This is a genomic window from Micromonospora sp. NPDC005215 (genome assembly GCF_040607915.1).
Classification (GTDB): domain Bacteria; phylum Actinomycetota; class Actinomycetes; order Mycobacteriales; family Micromonosporaceae; genus Micromonospora.
In genome coordinates this window covers 169,198-185,727 of record NZ_JBEXHQ010000002.1, presented here as the reverse complement: position 1 = coordinate 185,727, position 16,530 = coordinate 169,198, and the positions used below count along the sequence as shown (strand labels likewise).

15 protein-coding genes are annotated in these 16,530 nt (G+C 70.6%); 10 read left to right on the top strand and 5 right to left on the bottom strand.

All coding sequences use genetic code 11. From position 1 onward, the window contains the following. Positions 1-98 precede the first annotated feature (98 nt). Positions 99-752: a phosphate signaling complex protein PhoU gene (gene phoU / locus ABZU25_RS03005; protein ID WP_355027633.1), complete on the top strand. Its 654-nt coding sequence runs from the start codon at positions 99-101 to the stop codon at positions 750-752. 50 nt (positions 753-802) lie between these two features. Here phoU and ABZU25_RS03000 read toward each other — a convergent pair whose 3' ends face one another. Further along, complete coding sequence (locus ABZU25_RS03000) at positions 803-1,570, bottom strand: phosphoglyceromutase (RefSeq protein ID WP_355027632.1); 768 nt, start codon at positions 1,568-1,570, stop codon at positions 803-805. 152 nt (positions 1,571-1,722) lie between these two features. On the opposite strand from ABZU25_RS03000, the gene ABZU25_RS02995 reads away from it, so the two are divergent. Together ABZU25_RS02995 and ABZU25_RS02990 are read left to right on the top strand one after the other, a co-directional pair. After that, positions 1,723-2,994 carry an MFS transporter gene (locus ABZU25_RS02995; RefSeq protein ID WP_355027631.1) on the top strand — a complete coding sequence of 424 codons (1,272 nt, stop codon included), beginning with the start codon at positions 1,723-1,725 and terminating at the stop codon, positions 2,992-2,994. Between the two features lie 74 nt (positions 2,995-3,068). Continuing rightward, complete coding sequence (locus tag ABZU25_RS02990; protein WP_355027630.1) at positions 3,069-4,343, top strand: MFS transporter; 1,275 nt, start codon at positions 3,069-3,071, stop codon at positions 4,341-4,343. Positions 4,344-4,714: 371 nt separating this feature from the next. On the opposite strand, the gene ABZU25_RS02985 is transcribed toward ABZU25_RS02990, so the two are convergent. The 3 genes from ABZU25_RS02985 to mshA form a co-directional block, all read right to left on the bottom strand. After that, positions 4,715-5,674: a hypothetical protein gene (locus tag ABZU25_RS02985; protein ID WP_355027746.1), complete on the bottom strand. Its 960-nt coding sequence runs from the start codon at positions 5,672-5,674 to the stop codon at positions 4,715-4,717. Positions 5,675-5,928: 254 nt separating this feature from the next. Then, entirely contained in the window at positions 5,929-6,444 is a 516-nt protein-coding gene (locus tag ABZU25_RS02980; protein ID WP_355027629.1) for a YbjN domain-containing protein, read from the bottom strand. Between the two features lie 57 nt (positions 6,445-6,501). Further along, positions 6,502-7,866: a D-inositol-3-phosphate glycosyltransferase gene (gene mshA / locus ABZU25_RS02975; protein WP_355027628.1), complete on the bottom strand. Its 1,365-nt coding sequence runs from the start codon at positions 7,864-7,866 to the stop codon at positions 6,502-6,504. A 204-nt stretch (positions 7,867-8,070) separates the two neighbouring features. Here mshA and ABZU25_RS02970 point away from each other — a divergent pair, with 204 nt between their 5' ends. After that, entirely contained in the window at positions 8,071-8,835 is a 765-nt protein-coding gene (locus ABZU25_RS02970; protein WP_355027627.1) for an SDR family oxidoreductase, read from the top strand. 7 nt (positions 8,836-8,842) lie between these two features. Then, positions 8,843-9,631: a class I SAM-dependent methyltransferase gene (locus tag ABZU25_RS02965; protein ID WP_355027626.1), complete on the top strand. Its 789-nt coding sequence runs from the start codon at positions 8,843-8,845 to the stop codon at positions 9,629-9,631. 144 nt (positions 9,632-9,775) lie between these two features. On the opposite strand, the gene ABZU25_RS02960 is transcribed toward ABZU25_RS02965, so the two are convergent. Continuing rightward, positions 9,776-10,813, bottom strand: coding sequence for a UDP-N-acetylmuramate dehydrogenase (locus tag ABZU25_RS02960; protein ID WP_355027745.1), 1,038 nt, complete (start codon positions 10,811-10,813; stop codon positions 9,776-9,778). Between the two features lie 114 nt (positions 10,814-10,927). Between ABZU25_RS02960 and ABZU25_RS02955 the strand changes: the two genes are divergently transcribed. The 5 genes from ABZU25_RS02955 (at position 10,928) to ABZU25_RS02935 (ending at position 16,511) form a co-directional block, all read left to right on the top strand. Beyond that, entirely contained in the window at positions 10,928-11,686 is a 759-nt protein-coding gene (locus ABZU25_RS02955) for a maleylpyruvate isomerase family mycothiol-dependent enzyme (RefSeq protein WP_355027625.1), read from the top strand. Positions 11,687-11,913: 227 nt separating this feature from the next. Continuing rightward, the gene (locus tag ABZU25_RS02950) at positions 11,914-13,218 is read left to right on the top strand and encodes an extracellular solute-binding protein (protein ID WP_355027624.1); all 1,305 of its coding nucleotides are present in this window, start codon (positions 11,914-11,916) and stop codon (positions 13,216-13,218) included. 70 nt (positions 13,219-13,288) lie between these two features. Next, positions 13,289-14,272 carry a sugar ABC transporter permease gene (locus ABZU25_RS02945; protein WP_355027623.1) on the top strand — a complete coding sequence of 328 codons (984 nt, stop codon included), beginning with the start codon at positions 13,289-13,291 and terminating at the stop codon, positions 14,270-14,272. Continuing rightward, entirely contained in the window at positions 14,269-15,102 is an 834-nt protein-coding gene (locus ABZU25_RS02940; protein WP_210782488.1) for a carbohydrate ABC transporter permease, read from the top strand. The genes ABZU25_RS02945 and ABZU25_RS02940 overlap by 4 nt, the downstream gene beginning before the upstream one ends. After that, on the top strand, positions 15,099-16,511 hold the full coding sequence (locus ABZU25_RS02935; RefSeq protein WP_355027622.1) for a GH1 family beta-glucosidase: 1,413 nt from the start codon (positions 15,099-15,101) through the stop codon (positions 16,509-16,511). Before ABZU25_RS02940 ends, ABZU25_RS02935 begins: the two co-directional genes overlap by 4 nt. The last annotated feature ends 19 nt before the right edge of the window (positions 16,512-16,530 follow it).

Here is a 16,530-nt window from a genome sequence, read left to right as displayed (position 1 = left end):
CATCCGAGGTCCGCCCGCGCCCCATACCGTTGGCGTCGCACCTGCTCAAACCCCCTGCGCCGGCACCCGTCGGCGGCGACCGACCACAGGACGTGATGATGCGCGACGAGTTTCGGGCCGACCTCCAGATCGTCAGCCAACTGCTGGTGGACATGGCGGAGGGCGTCCGCGCCGCCATGCGCCAGGCCACCCGGGCCCTGCTCACCGCCGACCGGCAGGCCGCCGAGACGGTCATCGAGCGGGACGCCGAGATCGACGACCTCTACCGACACGTCGAGGAGCGGGTCTGTGACCTGCTCGCCCGACAGGCGCCGGTCGCCTCCGACCTCCGGGCGATGATCACCGCGCTGCACGTGGCCGCTGATCTCGAACGGATGGGCGACCTCGCCGAGCATGTGGCGAAGACCGCCCTGCGCCGGCACCCCTCTCCCGCAGTCCCGGCCGAGCTGCGGACGGTTTTCACTGAGATGTCCGAGATCGCCGACCGGATGGCCGTGAAGATCGGCTCGGTGCTGGCGAAGCCCGACGCCGACCTGGCCGGCGAACTGGACGGCGACGACGACGCCATGGACGAGCTGCACAAGAACCTGTTCGCGATGCTGCTCGGCGACGACTGGCCGTACGGGGTGGAGACCGCTATCGACGCCACCCTGCTGGGTCGCTTCTACGAGCGCTTCGCCGACCACGCGGTCAACGCCGGCGAGCACGTGATCTACCTGATCACCGGGCAGAACACGCCCTCCGCGAGCTGAACCAGACACAACGAAGGCCCCCGGGAATCCCGGGGGCCTTCGTCGTCGACTCAGCGGCCCTGGTTGGCGACCGCGGCGGCGGCTTCCTTCGCTGCCGTCGGGTCGAGGTAGGTGCCGCCCAGGGTGACTGGGCGCAGGTGCGGGTCGAGGTCGTAGCGCAGCGGGATGCCGGTCGGGATGTTCAGCTTGGCGATCGCCTCGTCGGAGATCTGGTCGAGGTGCTTGACCAGGGCGCGCAGCGAGTTGCCGTGCGCGGCCACCAGCACCGTCCGGCCGGCCAGGATGTCCGGCACGATCGAGTCGTACCAGTAGGGCAGCATCCGGTCGACGACGTCCTTGAGGCATTCGGTACGCGGCATCAGCTCGGTCGGCAGCAGCGCGTATCGGGGGTCGCCGACCTGCGACCACTCGTCGTTGTCGTCGATCGGCGGCGGCGGCGTGTCGTACGACCGGCGCCAGAGCATGAACTGCTCCTCGCCGTACTCATCGAGGGTCTGCTTCTTGTTCTTGCCCTGCAGGGCGCCGTAGTGGCGCTCGTTGAGCCGCCACGACCGGCGCACCGCGATCCAGTGCCGGTCGGCGGCGTTGAGCGCCAGCTCGGCGGTGCGGATCGCACGGCGCAGCACGCTGGTGTGCACGACGTCCGGCAGCAGGCCGTGCTCGCGCATCAGCTCGCCGCCGCGCCGCGCCTCGCCCTCGCCCTTCTCGGTCAGGTCGACGTCCACCCAGCCGGTGAAGAGGTTCTTGGCATTCCAGTCGCTCTCACCGTGTCGCAGCAGGACCAGCGTCCCGACGGTGGGCCCTTCGCTCGCAGTCATGCGGATCATCCTGCCTCAACCGCCGAGGGGACACGCGGGCAGCCGTCGTGACGACCACCACGTGAAAATGCGGATGACCAGCGGCTGCGTCCGCCACTAGGGTTGTAAGGCACAGCAGTCACATCGGTCATTACTTGCAAGCGGGGCGCCAGATGCGGACGATGCGGAGTTGGTTCCGGGACACCACCGGCGGCCTGCCCACCACCTTCTGGTACCTGTGGTCGGGCACCCTGATCAACCGGCTCGGCTCGTTCGTCCTCGTCTTCCTCGCCATCTACCTCACCCAGGAACGCGGCTTCTCGGCCTCCCAGGCCGGGCTGGTGATCGGCCTGTGGGGCGTCGGCGGCGCGTTCGGCACCACCGCCGGCGGCACCCTCGCCGACCGGTGGGGTCGCCGGCCGACGCTGCTCACCGCGCACGTGGGCGCGGCCGCCATGATGCTCGCGCTCGGGCTGGCCCGGGACCTCTGGGCGGTGGCGCTGGGCGCCCTGCTGCTCGGCATGTTCGCCGAGGCGGCCCGGCCCGCGTTCGGGGCGATGATGATCGACGTGGTGCCGGCGAAGGACCGGCTGCGCGCCTTCTCGCTCAACTACTGGGCGATCAACCTGGGCTTCGCCTGCGCCGCCGTCCTCGCCGGCCTCGCCGCTCAGGCGGACTACCTGCTGCTCTTCGTGGTCGACGCCGGCACCATGCTGGTCACCGCGCTGATCATCTTCACCCGGGTGCCGGAGACACGGCAGTCCGGCAGTGCCACCACCGCCGCGGCCAGCGCCCCGCGCGGCGCCCTGCGCACGATCCTCACCGACCGCGTCTACCTCGGCTTCGTGGCTCTCAACCTGTTCGCCGCGCTGGTCTTCCTCCAGCACATCTCGATGCTGCCGATCGCCATGGGCGACGACGGCCTGAGCCCGGCCACCTACGGCTCGGTGATCGCGCTCAACGGAGTCCTCATCGTGGTCGGCCAACTGTTCGTACCCCGTCTGATCCGGGGTCGGAGCCGCTCACACGTGCTCGCGCTGGCGTCCGTGGTGATGGGCCTCGGGTTCGGGCTTACCGCGTTCGCCGGCACCGCCTGGTTCTACGGGCTGACAGTGCTGATCTGGACGGTGGGCGAGATGCTCAACTCGCCGTCCAACTCCACCCTGATCGCGGAACTCTCCCCGGCCGAGCTGCGCGGTCGCTACCAGGGCGTCTTCTCCCTGTCCTGGCAGATCGCCGGGGCCAGCGCGCCGATCCTCGGCGGCCTGGTGCGCGAGCACATCGGCAACGACACGCTCTGGTACGGCTGCGCCGCGCTCGGCGTACTGACCGCCGTGGCCCACCTGGTGTCGGGGCCGGCCCGGGAGCGGCGGGCCGACGCGCTGCGCCGCTCCGGTGCGGCACTGGCGCCGGTCACCGCAACGCCGCAGCCCGCCGAGGCGTAATGAGTGGCGCGGCGGTGCCGGAGTCCCTACTGTGCGCTGGAAACAGTTAACAATCCGAACTGTCGGGAGGTCGGGTGCACGCCCTGCGGCGCTGGTGGCACGACGCCGCAGGCGGACTTCCCGCCACCTTCTGGTATCTCTGGTTCGGCCTGCTGATCAACCGGGCCGGCGCGTTCGCCATGCTGTTCCTCTCGCTCTACCTCACCGACGTACGCGGAGCAAGCATCGGGCTGGCCGGCACGGTGGTCGGCGCGTACGGGGCCGGCGGCGCGGCCGGCGTGCTGCTCGGTGGTGTCCTCGCCGACCGGTGGGGCCGCCGGGCGACCCTGCTCGCCGCACACCTGAGCACGGCCGTCCTGATGGTGGCGCTCGCCTTCAGCCAGCCCCTGCTCCTGATCGCGGCGCTCTCCGCGCTTGTCGGCGTGGTCCACTCGATGCCCGGTCCGGCGTTCGTCGCGGCGATCGTCGACGTGGTGCCCGCCGAGCGCCGCTCACGCGCGTTCAACCTTCAGTTCTGGGCGTTCAACCTGGGCATGGCGGTCGCCTCACTGCTCGCCGGGGTGCTGGCCGAGGCGAGCTTCACCGCACTGTTCCTTGTCGACGCCGGTGCCACGCTGACGGCGGCCGCCGTGATCGGCTGGAAGGTGCCGGAGACCCTCCGGCTGGCCGCCCCACCTGCCGACCCTCCGCCGGCCACCCGCGCGTCGGCCCGGCCTCGTCGACCGGGACTGCACACCGCCCTCACCGACCGCACCTTCCTGGCCTTCGTCGGGCTCACCTTCGTGCTGGCCGTCCTCACCATGCAGACGTCGACGATCATGCCGCTGGCCATGCGCGCGGACGGTCTGGGCCCATCGGCGTACGGGCTGGTGGTGGCGCTCGGTGGCGCGCTGATCGTGATCGGGCAACTGTTCGTGCCCCGGCTGATCGACCGGCACCGCAAGGACGTCGTCCTGGCCGCCTCCACCGCGCTGCTCGCGCTCGGCTTCGGAGTGCTCGCCGTCGCCGACGAACTAACCGTCTACCTGGGTGCCGCGGTGGTCTGGACGGTCGGCTCGATGCTCGCCGCCCCGCCCAACGCGCAGATCAACGCCGACCTGGCACCGCCGCAGCTACGCGCCCGGTATCAGGCGGTCTTCTACCTGACGTTCCCGGCCGCGGCGTTCGTCGCTCCCACCCTCGGCGGGGTGAGCCTGCAACACCTCGGAGACCGGCACTGGCTGCTGGTGGGTGGGCTGGGCGTGGCGGCGGCGGTCGGGCATCTGGTCGCCGGACCGCCCCGGGAGCGGCACGTCGCCACACTGCTCCGGAAGCAGACACCATCCGCTGACCGGGTGCCAACCGCTTGACTCTCGACACGGCAAAGCGCCCACCACGGCCCTGAGGTCGTAGTGGGCGCCCGCCGGTGGGGCCGGCGGCGGCGGGCAAACACTCACCCCCGTAAGCGTCGCCCGCTCAGCCGCCGGTCCAAACAGGTGGGCACCGTCCCCCAACGGTAAATCCACCCGTCCCCTCGCGTCTCGCCTGGTGCGCGGATCTGATCGATCCGCCGCTCCCCCGAACGTTTCCAAGCGTGACGCGGTGCAATAAAGCTAGTTCGCCCAGATTCTGGATTCAACCCAGAACGGCTGTCTCGCCGGTCACAACTGACGAGTATCCGCTGCTCGGGCCTCGATCTCTGGCAACAGCCGGGTACCCGTCAACCATTCCCGCAAACACCTCAACCGTCCTCCCGATCGGGCGACTCGGTCCGGAAAAAGCTGCTCTGCCGGCCGTTGCGCAACTGTTCCTGATAAATCAGGTTCAGCCGGCGTAGGTCAAAGGTATAGAACCACTCATCCCAGGTGATCTCGCGAATTCGGCTACTTTCCCGGTAACCGGGGATGTTGAAGGTCAGAACGCCCGCCCGACCGTCCCGTTCGGTGCCCGCGATGGTTGCCGGCTTGGCTCCACGCTCCCGAGCCCAACGTTGGATCACCTCGTGGTTCGCGGTGATCAGACTCCGCCCCGGCCGCTCCGGCCGGTCCGCGACCGACGAGATCACCTGCGAGCTGCGGACCGACCGTCCGGTGCCCCGTCCGGTCCGGATCCCACCGGCCGACGTGCCGCTGCTGACCGACCGGGACACCGTGCGCTTGGCGGGCGCCGCCCGCTTCGCGGCGGTGGACGCCGCCCGCTTCGCCGCCGGCCGTGCCGGGGCCTTCTTCGCCGGCGCCTTACGCGCGGGTGCGGTACGGGCCGTCGAACGCGCGGTCGTCGACCTGCTCGCCGCCGACGTCCTGCGCGCGGCGGTCGACGTGGCCGCCGCTGTGGTCTTCTTCGCGGGAGCCGCCTTACGCGCCCCCGTTGACTTCCGCGCGGCGGTCGTCTTCTTCGCGGCGGTCGTCTTCTTCGCGGCAGTCGCCTTCTTCGCGGCGGCCCGCTTCGCGGGTGCGCTCTTGTTCGCCGGTGCGGCCTTCGCACGACTCGGTGCCGCCCTCGACGCCGACTTCTTCGTGGCGGCGGCCCGACCGGCCGATGCCCTGGTGCCGGTGGCCCGGCCCGTCGGGCCGGTGCTGCTCCGACCCGCGCCGGCCCGCATCGAGCGCACCAGCTGTTTCACCAGGTCGGGCTTACGCAGCGCGGAGATCCCGGAGACCCCGCGTTTGCGTAGTTGCCCGCGGATGTCGTCCACCCGCATCCGGGAGATCTCCGACTCGGAGACTCCCGGGGTACCCGGCGTCTGGTTGCCGGCCTGTCGCTTCGTCCTGGTCGCAGTCGCGCCGCGACCTGAGCTGTTCCGCTGAGCCATGGGACGCTCCGCTCCTTGACACTCCGTCCTCGGCGCGCGGGGGTCCCTCGCCGCACCGCGCGGAGCGGCATACCCGTCAGGAGCAGTCCGAACCACAGTCAGCTCGCCGTGATCGTGCTCGATCCAGGACCGGGTGGCATCGGTCAGGACTGGTCGGGGCCGGAGCCGGAGGGCTCGAAGAGATGGGCGAACGCGGCCAGGTTGGCTGTCGACTCGCCACGCTTGACCCGCCACTCGTACTCGCGGCGGATCGAACTGCCGAAGCCGATCTCCAGCATCGTATCGAACGACTCGTCGGCGTAGGTGAGCACTGAGCCGAGCAGCCGGTCCAACTCGTCGGCGTCCACGCCGGCCGGGTTGACCCGCCCGGTCAGGTACACGTCGCCGACGGCGTCGGTGGAGAACGAGACGCCGTACATCCGGGCGTTGCGCTGCAACAGCCAGGCCCACAACTCCTCGCGGCGCTCGTCCGGTTGGCGCATCACGAACGCCTCGACCCGCAGCGCGTGCTCGCCGATGATCAGGTTGCAGACCGTCTTGAGTTTGTGCGTGCCCGGCAGGGTCACGGCGTACGAGTCGGGGCCGGTCGACTCCCAGGCCAGCTCCCGTTCCGCGCAGACCGACTCGATCAGGGTCGCAAGATCGCTCTTCGGGCTCACCGGACCCACTCTACGACCGACCCGCCCGGCGCACCTGTCGACGGCGACGCCCCTCGGTCACCAGGAGCAGGAGAGCGCCGGGTTGGCCGCCAGGTCAGCCGCGAGCCGGGCGCGGTGTGCGGCGATCGCCTCGCCGTAGACGCCAAGCAGACCGGCGACCGTACGGTCCCAGGAGAAGTGCCGGGCATGCTGCTCGGCTCCCCGGCCGAGCGCCGCCCGGAGGGCTCGGTCCGGCAGCAGACGGCCCAGCGCCCTGGCCCAGTCGACCGGGTCGTGACCGTCGATCAGTACGCCACTGACCTGATCACGCACGGCGGTGACCAGCCCTCCGACGGCGGCGGCCAGCACCGGCGTACCGCAGGCCTGCGCCTCCAGGGCGACCAGCCCGAACGATTCGTTGTGGGACGGCACCGCGACCAGATCGGCCGCCCGGTACAGGGCCGGCAGGTCGTCCCCGGTGAGCGGTGGCAGGAACCGCACCCCGTCGGTGACACCGAGCGTGGCGGCCAGCTCGATCAGCGCGGTCGGCCGGTCCAACCCGCTGCCGCTGGGTCCGCCACAGATCACCACTGTCACCTGGTCGGCCAGCGCCGGGTCGCGTTCGCGCAGCGCGGCGATCGCGCGGATCAGCACGTCGGGGGCCTTGAGCGGCTGGATCCGACCGACGAAGGCGACGACGTACCCGTCGGCCGGCAGCCCCAGCCGGCGGCGAGCCTCGCGGGTCGCCGCGGACCGGTTGCCCGGCGCGGGCCGGAAGCGACCCAGGTCGACACCCGGCTGCACCACGGAGACCCGGCCCGGGTCGGCGTCGTAGCGATCGAGGAGGTCGCTGGCCTCGACCCGGGTGTTGGCGACCAGCCGGTCCGCCTCGGCGACCACCTGTTCCTCGCCGATCACCCGAGCCTTGGGCTCCGGCCGGTCGCCGGCCGCGAGCTGGGCGTTCTTGACCTTGGCCAGGGTGTGTGCGGTGTGTACCAGCGGCACCCCCCAACGGTCCTTGGCCAGCCAGCCGACCTGCCCGGAGAGCCAGTAGTGGGAGTGGATCAGGTCGTAGTGCCCGGGCGGGCGGGACGCCTCGGCCCGCAGCACCCCGGCGGTGAAGGCGCAGAGCTGGCCAGGCAACTCTTCCTTGGTGAGGCCCTCCAGGGGGCCGGAGGTGATGTGCCGGACCTGCACGCCGGGTGCCATCTCGACGACCGGGGGCAGGTCGCCGGACGTGGCCCGGGTGAAGATCTCCACCTCGACGTTGGCTTCGGCGAGACGCCGGGCGACTTCGAGGATGTAGACGTTCATTCCGCCGGCGTCGCCCGTGCCGGGCTGGTGCAGGGGGGAGGTGTGCACCGACAGGGTGGCGATGCGGCGCGGCCGGGGCCACGGTCGGGCACCTCGCTGACGCCCGACACCGGCGTGCATTTCCGCCACATCCGCTCCTTCGTCACGGTAGATGCCGTCTCGCACGACCGGCGCTTCTCGGTCAACCTGTACGCCGAGTGTCATCTTCCCCATCGGGCATCGGAAATTCCCCGGCGCGGCCCCCGGGGGTGACGGACCTCATCACCGCATCCCCGTCGATGGCCGCCCACGCCCGGTCGGAACGGGTCCCACGGTCGGGGGGAGAATGTCGCAATGACCCCTGTCGCCATCGTCACCGGAGCGTCCAGCGGGATCGGCGCGGCCACCGCCCGCCGACTCGCCGCCGAGGGCTTCCACGTGCTCGCCGCCGCCCGCCGTGCCGAGCGGCTCACCGACCTGGTCGCCGAGATCACCGCCGCTGGCGGGCAGGCCACCGCGGTGACCTGCGACATCACGTCGGACGAGTCGGTGGCCGGGCTGGCCGAGACCGCGGCCCAGGCACCCGGGCCGGTCACCCTGCTTGTCAACAACGCCGGCGGAGCGCGTGGGCTGGACCCGGTGGAGTCCGGCTCGGTCGCCGACTGGCAGTGGATGTACGACGTGAACGTGCTCGGCACCCTGCGGGTCACCCAGGCGCTGCTGCCCGCGCTGGAGGCGTCCGGCTCCGGCACGATCGTGGTGGTCTCCTCCACCGCCGGCCTGACCGTCTACGAGGGCGGGGGCGGCTACACCGCCGCGAAGCACGCGCAGACCGCCATCGCCGGCACGCTCCGCCTGGAGCTGTGCGGCCGACCGCTGCGGGTGATCGAGATCGACCCGGGCATGGTGAAGACCGACGAGTTCGGGCTGGTCCGGTTCGAGGGTGACGCGGAACGGGCGGCTGCCGTCTACGCCGGGGTGCCGGGGCCGCTGGTCGCCGAGGACGTCGCCGACTGCATCGCCTGGTGTGCCACCCGCCCGGAGCACGTCAACATCGACCGGCTGGTGGTCCGGCCACGGGCACAGGCCGCCCAGCACAAGGTGCACCGAGTCTCCTGAGGTCGACATGAGCCCTGCGGCGCGACGGCGGCCATTCGGCGTGGTCACGCGCGGCACGACGAACCCGAACCGGCTCCGTCGGGTGGACAACTGGATCGTCGCCACGTGCGCCGACCGGCTGTTGGCGGCGGACGACCCCCTGGTGGTCGACCTCGGCTACGGCGCCACCCCGGTGACCGCTGTGGAGTTGCGCGCTCGACTGGCGGCCGGGGTACGTCCGGACGTACGGCTGGTCGGGTTGGAGATCGACCCCGACCGGGTGGCCACCGCGGCGCCGGCCGCCGACCCACCCGGGCTGACGTTCGCCCGGGGTGGGTTCGAGTTGGCCGGGCTCCGGCCGGTGCTGGTCCGCGCGTTCAACGTGCTGCGACAGTACGACGAGAGCGAGGTCGCCGAGGCCTGGCAGACGGTGACCGCCGCGCTCGCCCCCGGTGGGGCGCTCGTCGAGGGCACGTGTGACGAGTTGGGGCGGCTCGCCAGTTGGCTGCTGATCGACGCCGAGGGCCCCCGGACGCTGACCCTGGCCGCGAAGCTCACCACGCTGGGCAGCCCCGCCGAGCTGGCCGAGCGGCTACCCAAGGCGCTGATCCACCGCAACGTTCCCGGTGAGCCGGTGCACGCTCTGATCCGCGCACTGGACGACGCCTGGCAGGCCGCCGCCCCGTACGCCACCTTCGGCCCCCGCCAACGCTGGCTGCGCGCGGTGACCCGCCTCCGCGAGACGGGCTGGCCCATCCTCGACAACTCCACCCGCTGGCGCCAGGGCGAACTGACCCTCCCCTGGCCCCTCCCCTAACCCAACCCCACCCTCCCACGCCGATCTTGCACTTGGGGTTGGCGATTCGCCCTTTTGCATCCTTTATGTCCCCACCGAAACTGCAAGATCGCGGGGCGCAGGCGGGAGCGTGGGGTGGGGTGGGGTGGGTTGGGTTGGGTTGGGTTAGAGGGTGCAGCTGATGAGGACTGGTTCGGGGTGCAGGGTTACGCCGAAGCGGGCGTGGACCTGGTCGCGGATGGTGCGGGCCAGGGTGAGCAGGTCGGCGGTGTGGGCGGTGCCGCTGCGGTTGGTCAGCGCCAGGGTGTGCTTGCTGGAGATGGCCACCCCACCCTCGCCGGGGTGCCCCTTGGCGAAGCCGGACTTGTCGATCAGCCAGGCGGCGCTCACCTTGACCAGGCCGTCCGCCCCGGGCCAGGCGGGCGGGTCGCCCAGCTCGGCGGAGCGTTCCAGGAGCTGTTCGTACGTCGCCCGGTCGAGCACCGGGTTGGTGAAGAAGGAGCCGACCGAACGAGTGTCCGGGTCGTTGGCGTCGAGCACCATCCCCTTGCCCGCACGCAGCCGCAGCACCACCGCTCGGGCGTCTGCCAGCGGCACCTGGTCGCCCACCTCGACACCGAGGGCCCTGGCCAGCTCCGCGTAGCGCACCGGCCCGGAGAGCGGAGACCGGGTGAGCCGGAAGTCGACCGAGAGCACCACCCAGCGGTCCACGTACTTGAAGATGCTGCCGCGGTAGGCGAAGCCGCAGTCGGCGGCCGGGATGACCTGGCGGGTGCCCTCGACCCGGTCGTACACCTCGACGCCGGTGATGGTCTCGGCGACCTCCTGGCCGTACGCGCCGACGTTCTGGATCGGGGTGGCACCGGTCGAGCCGGGGATGCCGGACAGGCACTCCAGCCCGGCCCAGCCGTTGGCGACGGTGGCCGCGACCAGGTCGTCCCACGGCTCGCCGGCGTCGACCCGTACGGTGACCGAGGCGGCGTCCTCGGTGATGACCCGCACGCCACGGGAGCGCACCAGGACGACGGTGCCGGGGAAGCCGGCGTCGCCGATCACCACGTTGCTGCCCCCGGCCAGGATCAGGACCGGCTCTGTCGCGGTCCGCACCGCGTGGACGAGTTCGTCGGCATTGCCGGTGGCCACGATCTGCTCGGCCGGCCCACCGGTTCGGAGGGTGGTGTAGCCGGCCAGTGGACCGGGGATGGCACGATCGGCGTCGGTTGTCGGCTGGGCGGAGGCGTCTGGCACGCCCTTCACCTTAGGCTGACAAGTAGCCGTGGCACCCACTGGTCGCCCGGCACCCCCGGGAGGATGGCGATGAGCAGACTGCAGGGCAGCAAGGATTTCTGGATCGGGGCGCTCCGGACGGAGGGTCCGGCTTTCGCGGCAGCGGTGGCCGAGGCGCCGCCGGAGACACCGGTGCTGTCCTGTCCGGGCTGGACGGTCAACGACCTCACACTGCACATGGCCGGCATCTACCACTGGGTGTCGTCGTTCGCCGGTTCCGGCCAGACCAGTCAACCGCCTCGCCGGGAGAAGATTGAGGCCGACCCGGGTGTGAGCGCGCTCCAGCTGTGGCAGCAGGGTTACGACCGGGTGATGACCCTCTTCGACGGGCTCGACCCGGAGGCACCGGCGTGGAACTGGGCCCCACAGCCGAAGAAGGCTGGTTTCTGGCCGCGTCGGATGGCGCACGAGACGGCTGTGCACCGTTGGGACGCCCAACTCGCGATCGCGGCTGGTGACCCGGTGGAGGCGAAGCTCGCGGCCGACGGGGTGAGTGAGGTGCTGGACACCTGGCTGCCCGCGGGTCGGCGGCAGGCGCCGGGTGACTGGCACGGGGTGGTGCAGCTCTGTTCGACCGATGCGGCCCAGGATTGGTATCTGCGGTTGCGCGGCGAGGGGGTGGCGCTGCTCGACACCGCGACCATCTTCGACCACGACGATCACCACGCCCGCGCCCAGGTCAGTGGCACCGCGAGCGATCTGCTGCTGGCGCTCTGGGGGCGGGTGAGCTTCGAGACGCTGGACGTCGTCGGCGACCGCGCCCTGTTGGACGGTCTGCGCACCGGCTGACCGACCCACCACGAGCGAGGGCGTCACCCCATCCGGGGGTGGCGCCCTCGTCGTTGTCGGGGGATCGCCTGCTTACCGGGCGGCGCACGTGGACGACCGTCCACCAGCGGGCCGCAAGACTGAGAGAGCGCTCTCTTGACAGCGGGTTGGCTACCCACCACCCTGTCGTGAGAGCGCTCTCTTACCCCATTGCCATCACCCGCCCGCCTTGAGAGAGGTCGATACCCATGGCTGTCTTCCCGCGCCGCCGCCTCGCTGCGGTGGCCCTCGCCGCCGCCACCGCCCTGCTCGTCACCGCTGGCTGCGGCGGTGGCGACGAGCCGGGCGACGGACCAATCACGCTGACCGTCGACGTCTTCGGCCAGTTCGGCTACGAGCAGCTCTACCAGGAGTACATGGCCGCGCACCCCGACGTGAAGATCGTCGAGCGCGGCACCGGCACCAACCTCGACGAGTACTCGCCGAAGCTGACCCAGTGGCTCGCCGCCGGCCGAGGCGCCGGCGACGTGGTGGCCATCGAGGAGGGCCTGCTGGTCGAGTACAAGGCCAACCCCGGCAACTTCGTCAACCTGCTGGACCACGGCGCCGCCGACCTCAAGGGCAACTTCCTGGAGTGGAAGTGGAACGCCGGTCTGACCCCCGACGGCAAACAGCTCATCGGCCTCGGCACCGACGTCGGCGGCATCGCCATCTGCTACCGCAAGGACCTCTTCGAGAAGGCCGGCCTGCCCACCGAGCGGGACGCGGTCTCCAAGCTCTGGCCCACCTGGCCGGACTACATCGCCACCGGCGAGCGGTTCACCTCGGCGAAGACCGGCGCGTCCTTCCTCGACGGGGCGACCAACACCTTCAACACCATCCTGCTGCAGACCGCCGGCAACACGACCGGCTACAGCTACTACGACACCAGCGGCAACCTGGTCGTCGACAGCAACCCGTCGGTACGGCAGGCGTGGGACACCACCATGGACATCATCGACTCGGGCCTCTCCGGAAAGTACGGCTCCTGGTCGGAGGAGTGGGTCTCCGCCTTCAAGCAGTCGAAGTTCGCGACCATCGCCTGCCCCGCGTGGATGACCGGAGTCATCGAGGCCAACGCCGGCGCGGACGCCCAGGGCAAGTGGGACATCGCCCGGGTGCCCGGCAACGGCGGCAACTGGGGTGGCTCACACCTCGCCGTGCCCAAGCAGAGCAAGCACCAGGCCGAGGCGATCGAGTTGGCCAAGTTCCTGACCAGCGCCAAGGGACAGATCGGGGCGTTCAAGGCCAAGGGTCCGCTGCCCTCGTCGCCGCAGGCGCTCGACGACCCGGCGATCACCGGCGCCACCAACGCGTACTTCTCGGGGGCACCGGTCGGGGCCATCTTCGGCATCGGCGCGAAGAGCCTGAAGCCGGTCTACATGGGCCCGAAGAACCAGGCAGTACGGACCGAGGTGGAGAACGCCGTACGGACCGTGGAGCTGGGTCAGCGCAGCCCCTCGCAGGGCTGGACCGACGCGGTGACCAACGCGAAGAAGGCCGCCGCCAAGTAGTCCGAGCGAGCGTGCGGGCGGGCTCCGACCACCGGAGTCCCGCCCGCGCGACGGAAAGGAGTTCTCGGGCATGACCGTCCAGCTCGACGCCCGCCCGCCGGTCGTACCGGCACCCCAGCGCTCGTCAGGTCGGCTCAGCCGGCTCGACACCCGGCTCTCGCCGTACCTCTACATCGCCCCGTTCTTCCTGATCTTCGGCATCTTCGGGGCGTACCCACTGGCGTACACCTTTTGGGTGTCGCTGCACGACTGGGACCTGCTCGGCACCGACCACCCGTTCGTCGGCGCGGAGAACTACACCCGGCTGCTCGCCGACGTCGACTTCTGGCACGCGTTGGTCAACACGCTGGGCATCTTCGTGATCTCCACGGTGCCGCAACTGCTCGCCGCGCTCTGGCTGGCCAACCTCCTGAACCGAGGGCTGCGGGCCCGCACCGGATGGCGGATGGCGGTGCTCGTCCCGAACGTCACCTCCACGGCCGCCGTGGCGATCGTCTTCGGGGTGCTCTTCGGTCGCGAGTTCGGCATGATCAACTGGCTGCTCGACCTGGTCGGGATGGACGCGATCGAGTGGAAGTCCAACCGGCTGGCCTCCTGGGTGGCCATCTCCGCCATGGTCGACTGGCGGTGGACCGGCTACAACGCGCTGATCCTGCTGGCCGCGATGCAGGCCATCCCCCGCGACCTGTACGAGGCGGCGGCGATCGACGGCGCCAACCGCGCCCGACAGTTCTGGTCGGTCACCGTGCCGCTGCTCAAACCGACGATCATCTTCTGCGCCATCATCGCCACCATCGGCGGCCTGCAACTCTTCACCGAGCCCCGGATGTTCCACTCCGGCACCAACCCGATCCGCGGCGGACCGCTGCGCGAGTCGCAGACCCTGACCATGTACATGTTCGAGAACGCCTTCGCCCCGCACTACAACTTCGGGTACGGCTCGGCCGTGGCCTGGCTGCTCTTCGCGCTCATCGCGATCGTCGCGGCGGTCAACGTGCTGATCCTGCGCCGACTCGGCGGCGGGGACCGCCCGCGGAAGGGAACCACCCGATGAGCCGGCTCTGGCGGGCCAGCCCGCTCACCTACCTTGCCCTCGTCGTCGCCGCCGGCCTGTCGGTCTTCCCGATCTGGTGGATGTTCGTCGTCGCCAGCCGCAGCAACGACGCGATGGGCCAGCTGCCACCCCCGGTCACCCCCGGCGGCAACCTGGGCGCGAACATCGCCCGCCTGTTCGACAACACCGACGCGTACTTCCTGACCGGCCTGATCAACTCGGCGGTCGTCGCGACCACGGTGACCGTCTCCGTGGTGTTCTTCTCCAGCCTGGCCGGGTTCGCCTTCGCCAAGCTCAGGTTCCGTGGCCGTAACGCCCTGCTGCTGGTGATCATCGCGACCATGATGGTGCCGACGCAGCTCGGCGTGATCCCGCTCTACCTGCTCATGACCAAGCTGCACTGGAACGACCGGCTGCCCGCGGTGATCGTCCCGGTGCTGGTCACCGGGTTCGGGGTGTTCATGATGCGGCAGTACGCCGGCCAGGCCATCAGCGACGAACTGATCGAGGCCGCCCGGATGGACGGCTGTGGCACCGCCCGGATCTGGTGGCACGTCGTGCTGCCCGCCCTGCGTCCCGCCGCCGCCGTCCTCGGTCTGCTCACGTTCATGACCACCTGGAACGACTTCCTCTGGCCGTACGCTGTTTTGAACGATCCGGCGAATCCGACAGTGCAGCTGTCCCTACGAGCGCTGTCGGACGGGTATTACCAGGACATGTCGCAGGTGTTCACCGGGACGGCCATCGCGACGCTGCCCCTGCTACTGGTCTTCGTGTTGTTCGGCCGGCAGATCATCGGCGGAATCATGGAAGGTGCGGTCAAGGCGTGAACGAGCGGAGCGAGCAAACCAACAGGCACGGCAACGCACTCCGGTTTCCCGAGCACTTCCTCTGGGGGACGGCCACCGCCGCGTACCAGATCGAGGGTGCGGCCCGCGACGACGGTCGCGGTCCGTCCATCTGGGACACCTTCAGCCGTACGCCGGGCAATGTGTACCAGGGCCACACCGGCGACGTCGCCTGCGACCACTACCACCGGTACGCCGACGACGTGGCGCTGATGGCCGAGCTGGGTCTGCGGGCGTACCGGTTCTCGGTCGCCTGGCCGCGGATCCAGCCCGACGGCACCGGCCCCGCCAACCCGCTTGGGCTGGACTTCTACGACCGGCTCACGGACACGTTGCTCGACCGGGGCATCGACCCGATCGTCACCCTCTACCACTGGGACCTGCCGCAGGCCCTCGGTGACCGGGGCGGCTGGACCAACCGGGACACCGCCGAGCACTTCGCCACCTACGCCACGGCGGTGTACGCCCGCCTCGGCGACCGGATCGACGTGTGGACCACGCTCAACGAGCCGTGGTGCTCGGCCTACCTCGGTTACGCGAACGGCCTGCACGCGCCGGGTGAGCAGGATCCGGCGGCGGCCTTCACCGCCGTACACCATCTGCTGTTGGGGCACGGCCTGGCGGCGCGGGCGCTGCGCGCGGCCGGCGCGGGCAGCGTGGGTGTCACCGTCAACCCGGCCGATGTACGCCCGGCCGACCCGGAGAGCGCGGCGGACGCCGCCGCGGTCCGCCTGGTCGACGGCCTGCACAACCGGATCTTCCTCGACCCGCTGCTGGCCGGCGGCTACCCGGACGACGTCCGCGAGCACGTGGCCCGGATCGTCGAGCCGACGTTCATCCGCGACGGTGACGAGAAGCTGATCGCCGCCCCGATCGACCTGCTCGGCATCAACTACTACGCGCCGAGTTACGTGGCCGGTCGTCCCGACGGCGCCGGCAACAGCGCGTATCCGGGCACCGAGGGCGCGGTGCACTTCCTGCCACCGGCCGGGCCGCTCACCGACATGGGTTGGATGATCGAACCGGCCGGGCTCACCCGGTTGCTGGAGCGGATCGCCGCCGACTACCCCGGGGTGCCGGTGCTGATCACCGAAAACGGTGCGGCGTTCCCCGACAAGCCCGGCGCCGACTCGCCCGACGGTCCGGCGCAGGTGATCGACGCCGATCGCATCGCCTACCTCGACGGGCACCTCCGTGCGGCGCACGAGGCGATCTCCCGGGGCGTGGACCTGCGCGGTTATCTCGTATGGTCATTCCTGGACAACTTCGAGTGGGCGGAGGGTTACCGCAAGCGGTTCGGGATCGTGCACGTCGACTACCTGACCCAGCGGCGCACACCGAAGGCCAGCGCCCGGTGGTACCAGGAGGTGATCTCCCGGAACGGGCTGTGACGAGCGGGGGGAAAGGCGC

What these genes read in the sequence shown, in the direction of transcription:
- ABZU25_RS03000 (WP_355027632.1), bottom strand. Translation starts at nt 1,570, where the DNA reads ATGACTGCGAGCGAAGGGCCCACCGTCGGGACGCTGGTCCTGCTGCGA.
- phoU (WP_355027633.1), top strand. Translation starts at nt 99, where the DNA reads ATGCGCGACGAGTTTCGGGCCGACCTCCAGATCGTCAGCCAACTGCTG.
- ABZU25_RS02945 (WP_355027623.1), top strand. Translation starts at nt 13,289, where the DNA reads ATGACCGTCCAGCTCGACGCCCGCCCGCCGGTCGTACCGGCACCCCAG.
- ABZU25_RS02995 (WP_355027631.1), top strand. Translation starts at nt 1,723, where the DNA reads ATGCGGACGATGCGGAGTTGGTTCCGGGACACCACCGGCGGCCTGCCC.
- ABZU25_RS02965 (WP_355027626.1), top strand. Translation starts at nt 8,843, where the DNA reads ATGAGCCCTGCGGCGCGACGGCGGCCATTCGGCGTGGTCACGCGCGGC.
- ABZU25_RS02970 (WP_355027627.1), top strand. Translation starts at nt 8,071, where the DNA reads ATGACCCCTGTCGCCATCGTCACCGGAGCGTCCAGCGGGATCGGCGCG.
- ABZU25_RS02955 (WP_355027625.1), top strand. Translation starts at nt 10,928, where the DNA reads ATGAGCAGACTGCAGGGCAGCAAGGATTTCTGGATCGGGGCGCTCCGG.
- ABZU25_RS02940 (WP_210782488.1), top strand. Translation starts at nt 14,269, where the DNA reads ATGAGCCGGCTCTGGCGGGCCAGCCCGCTCACCTACCTTGCCCTCGTC.
- ABZU25_RS02985 (WP_355027746.1), bottom strand. Translation starts at nt 5,674, where the DNA reads ATGCGGGTGGACGACATCCGCGGGCAACTACGCAAACGCGGGGTCTCC.
- ABZU25_RS02950 (WP_355027624.1), top strand. Translation starts at nt 11,914, where the DNA reads ATGGCTGTCTTCCCGCGCCGCCGCCTCGCTGCGGTGGCCCTCGCCGCC.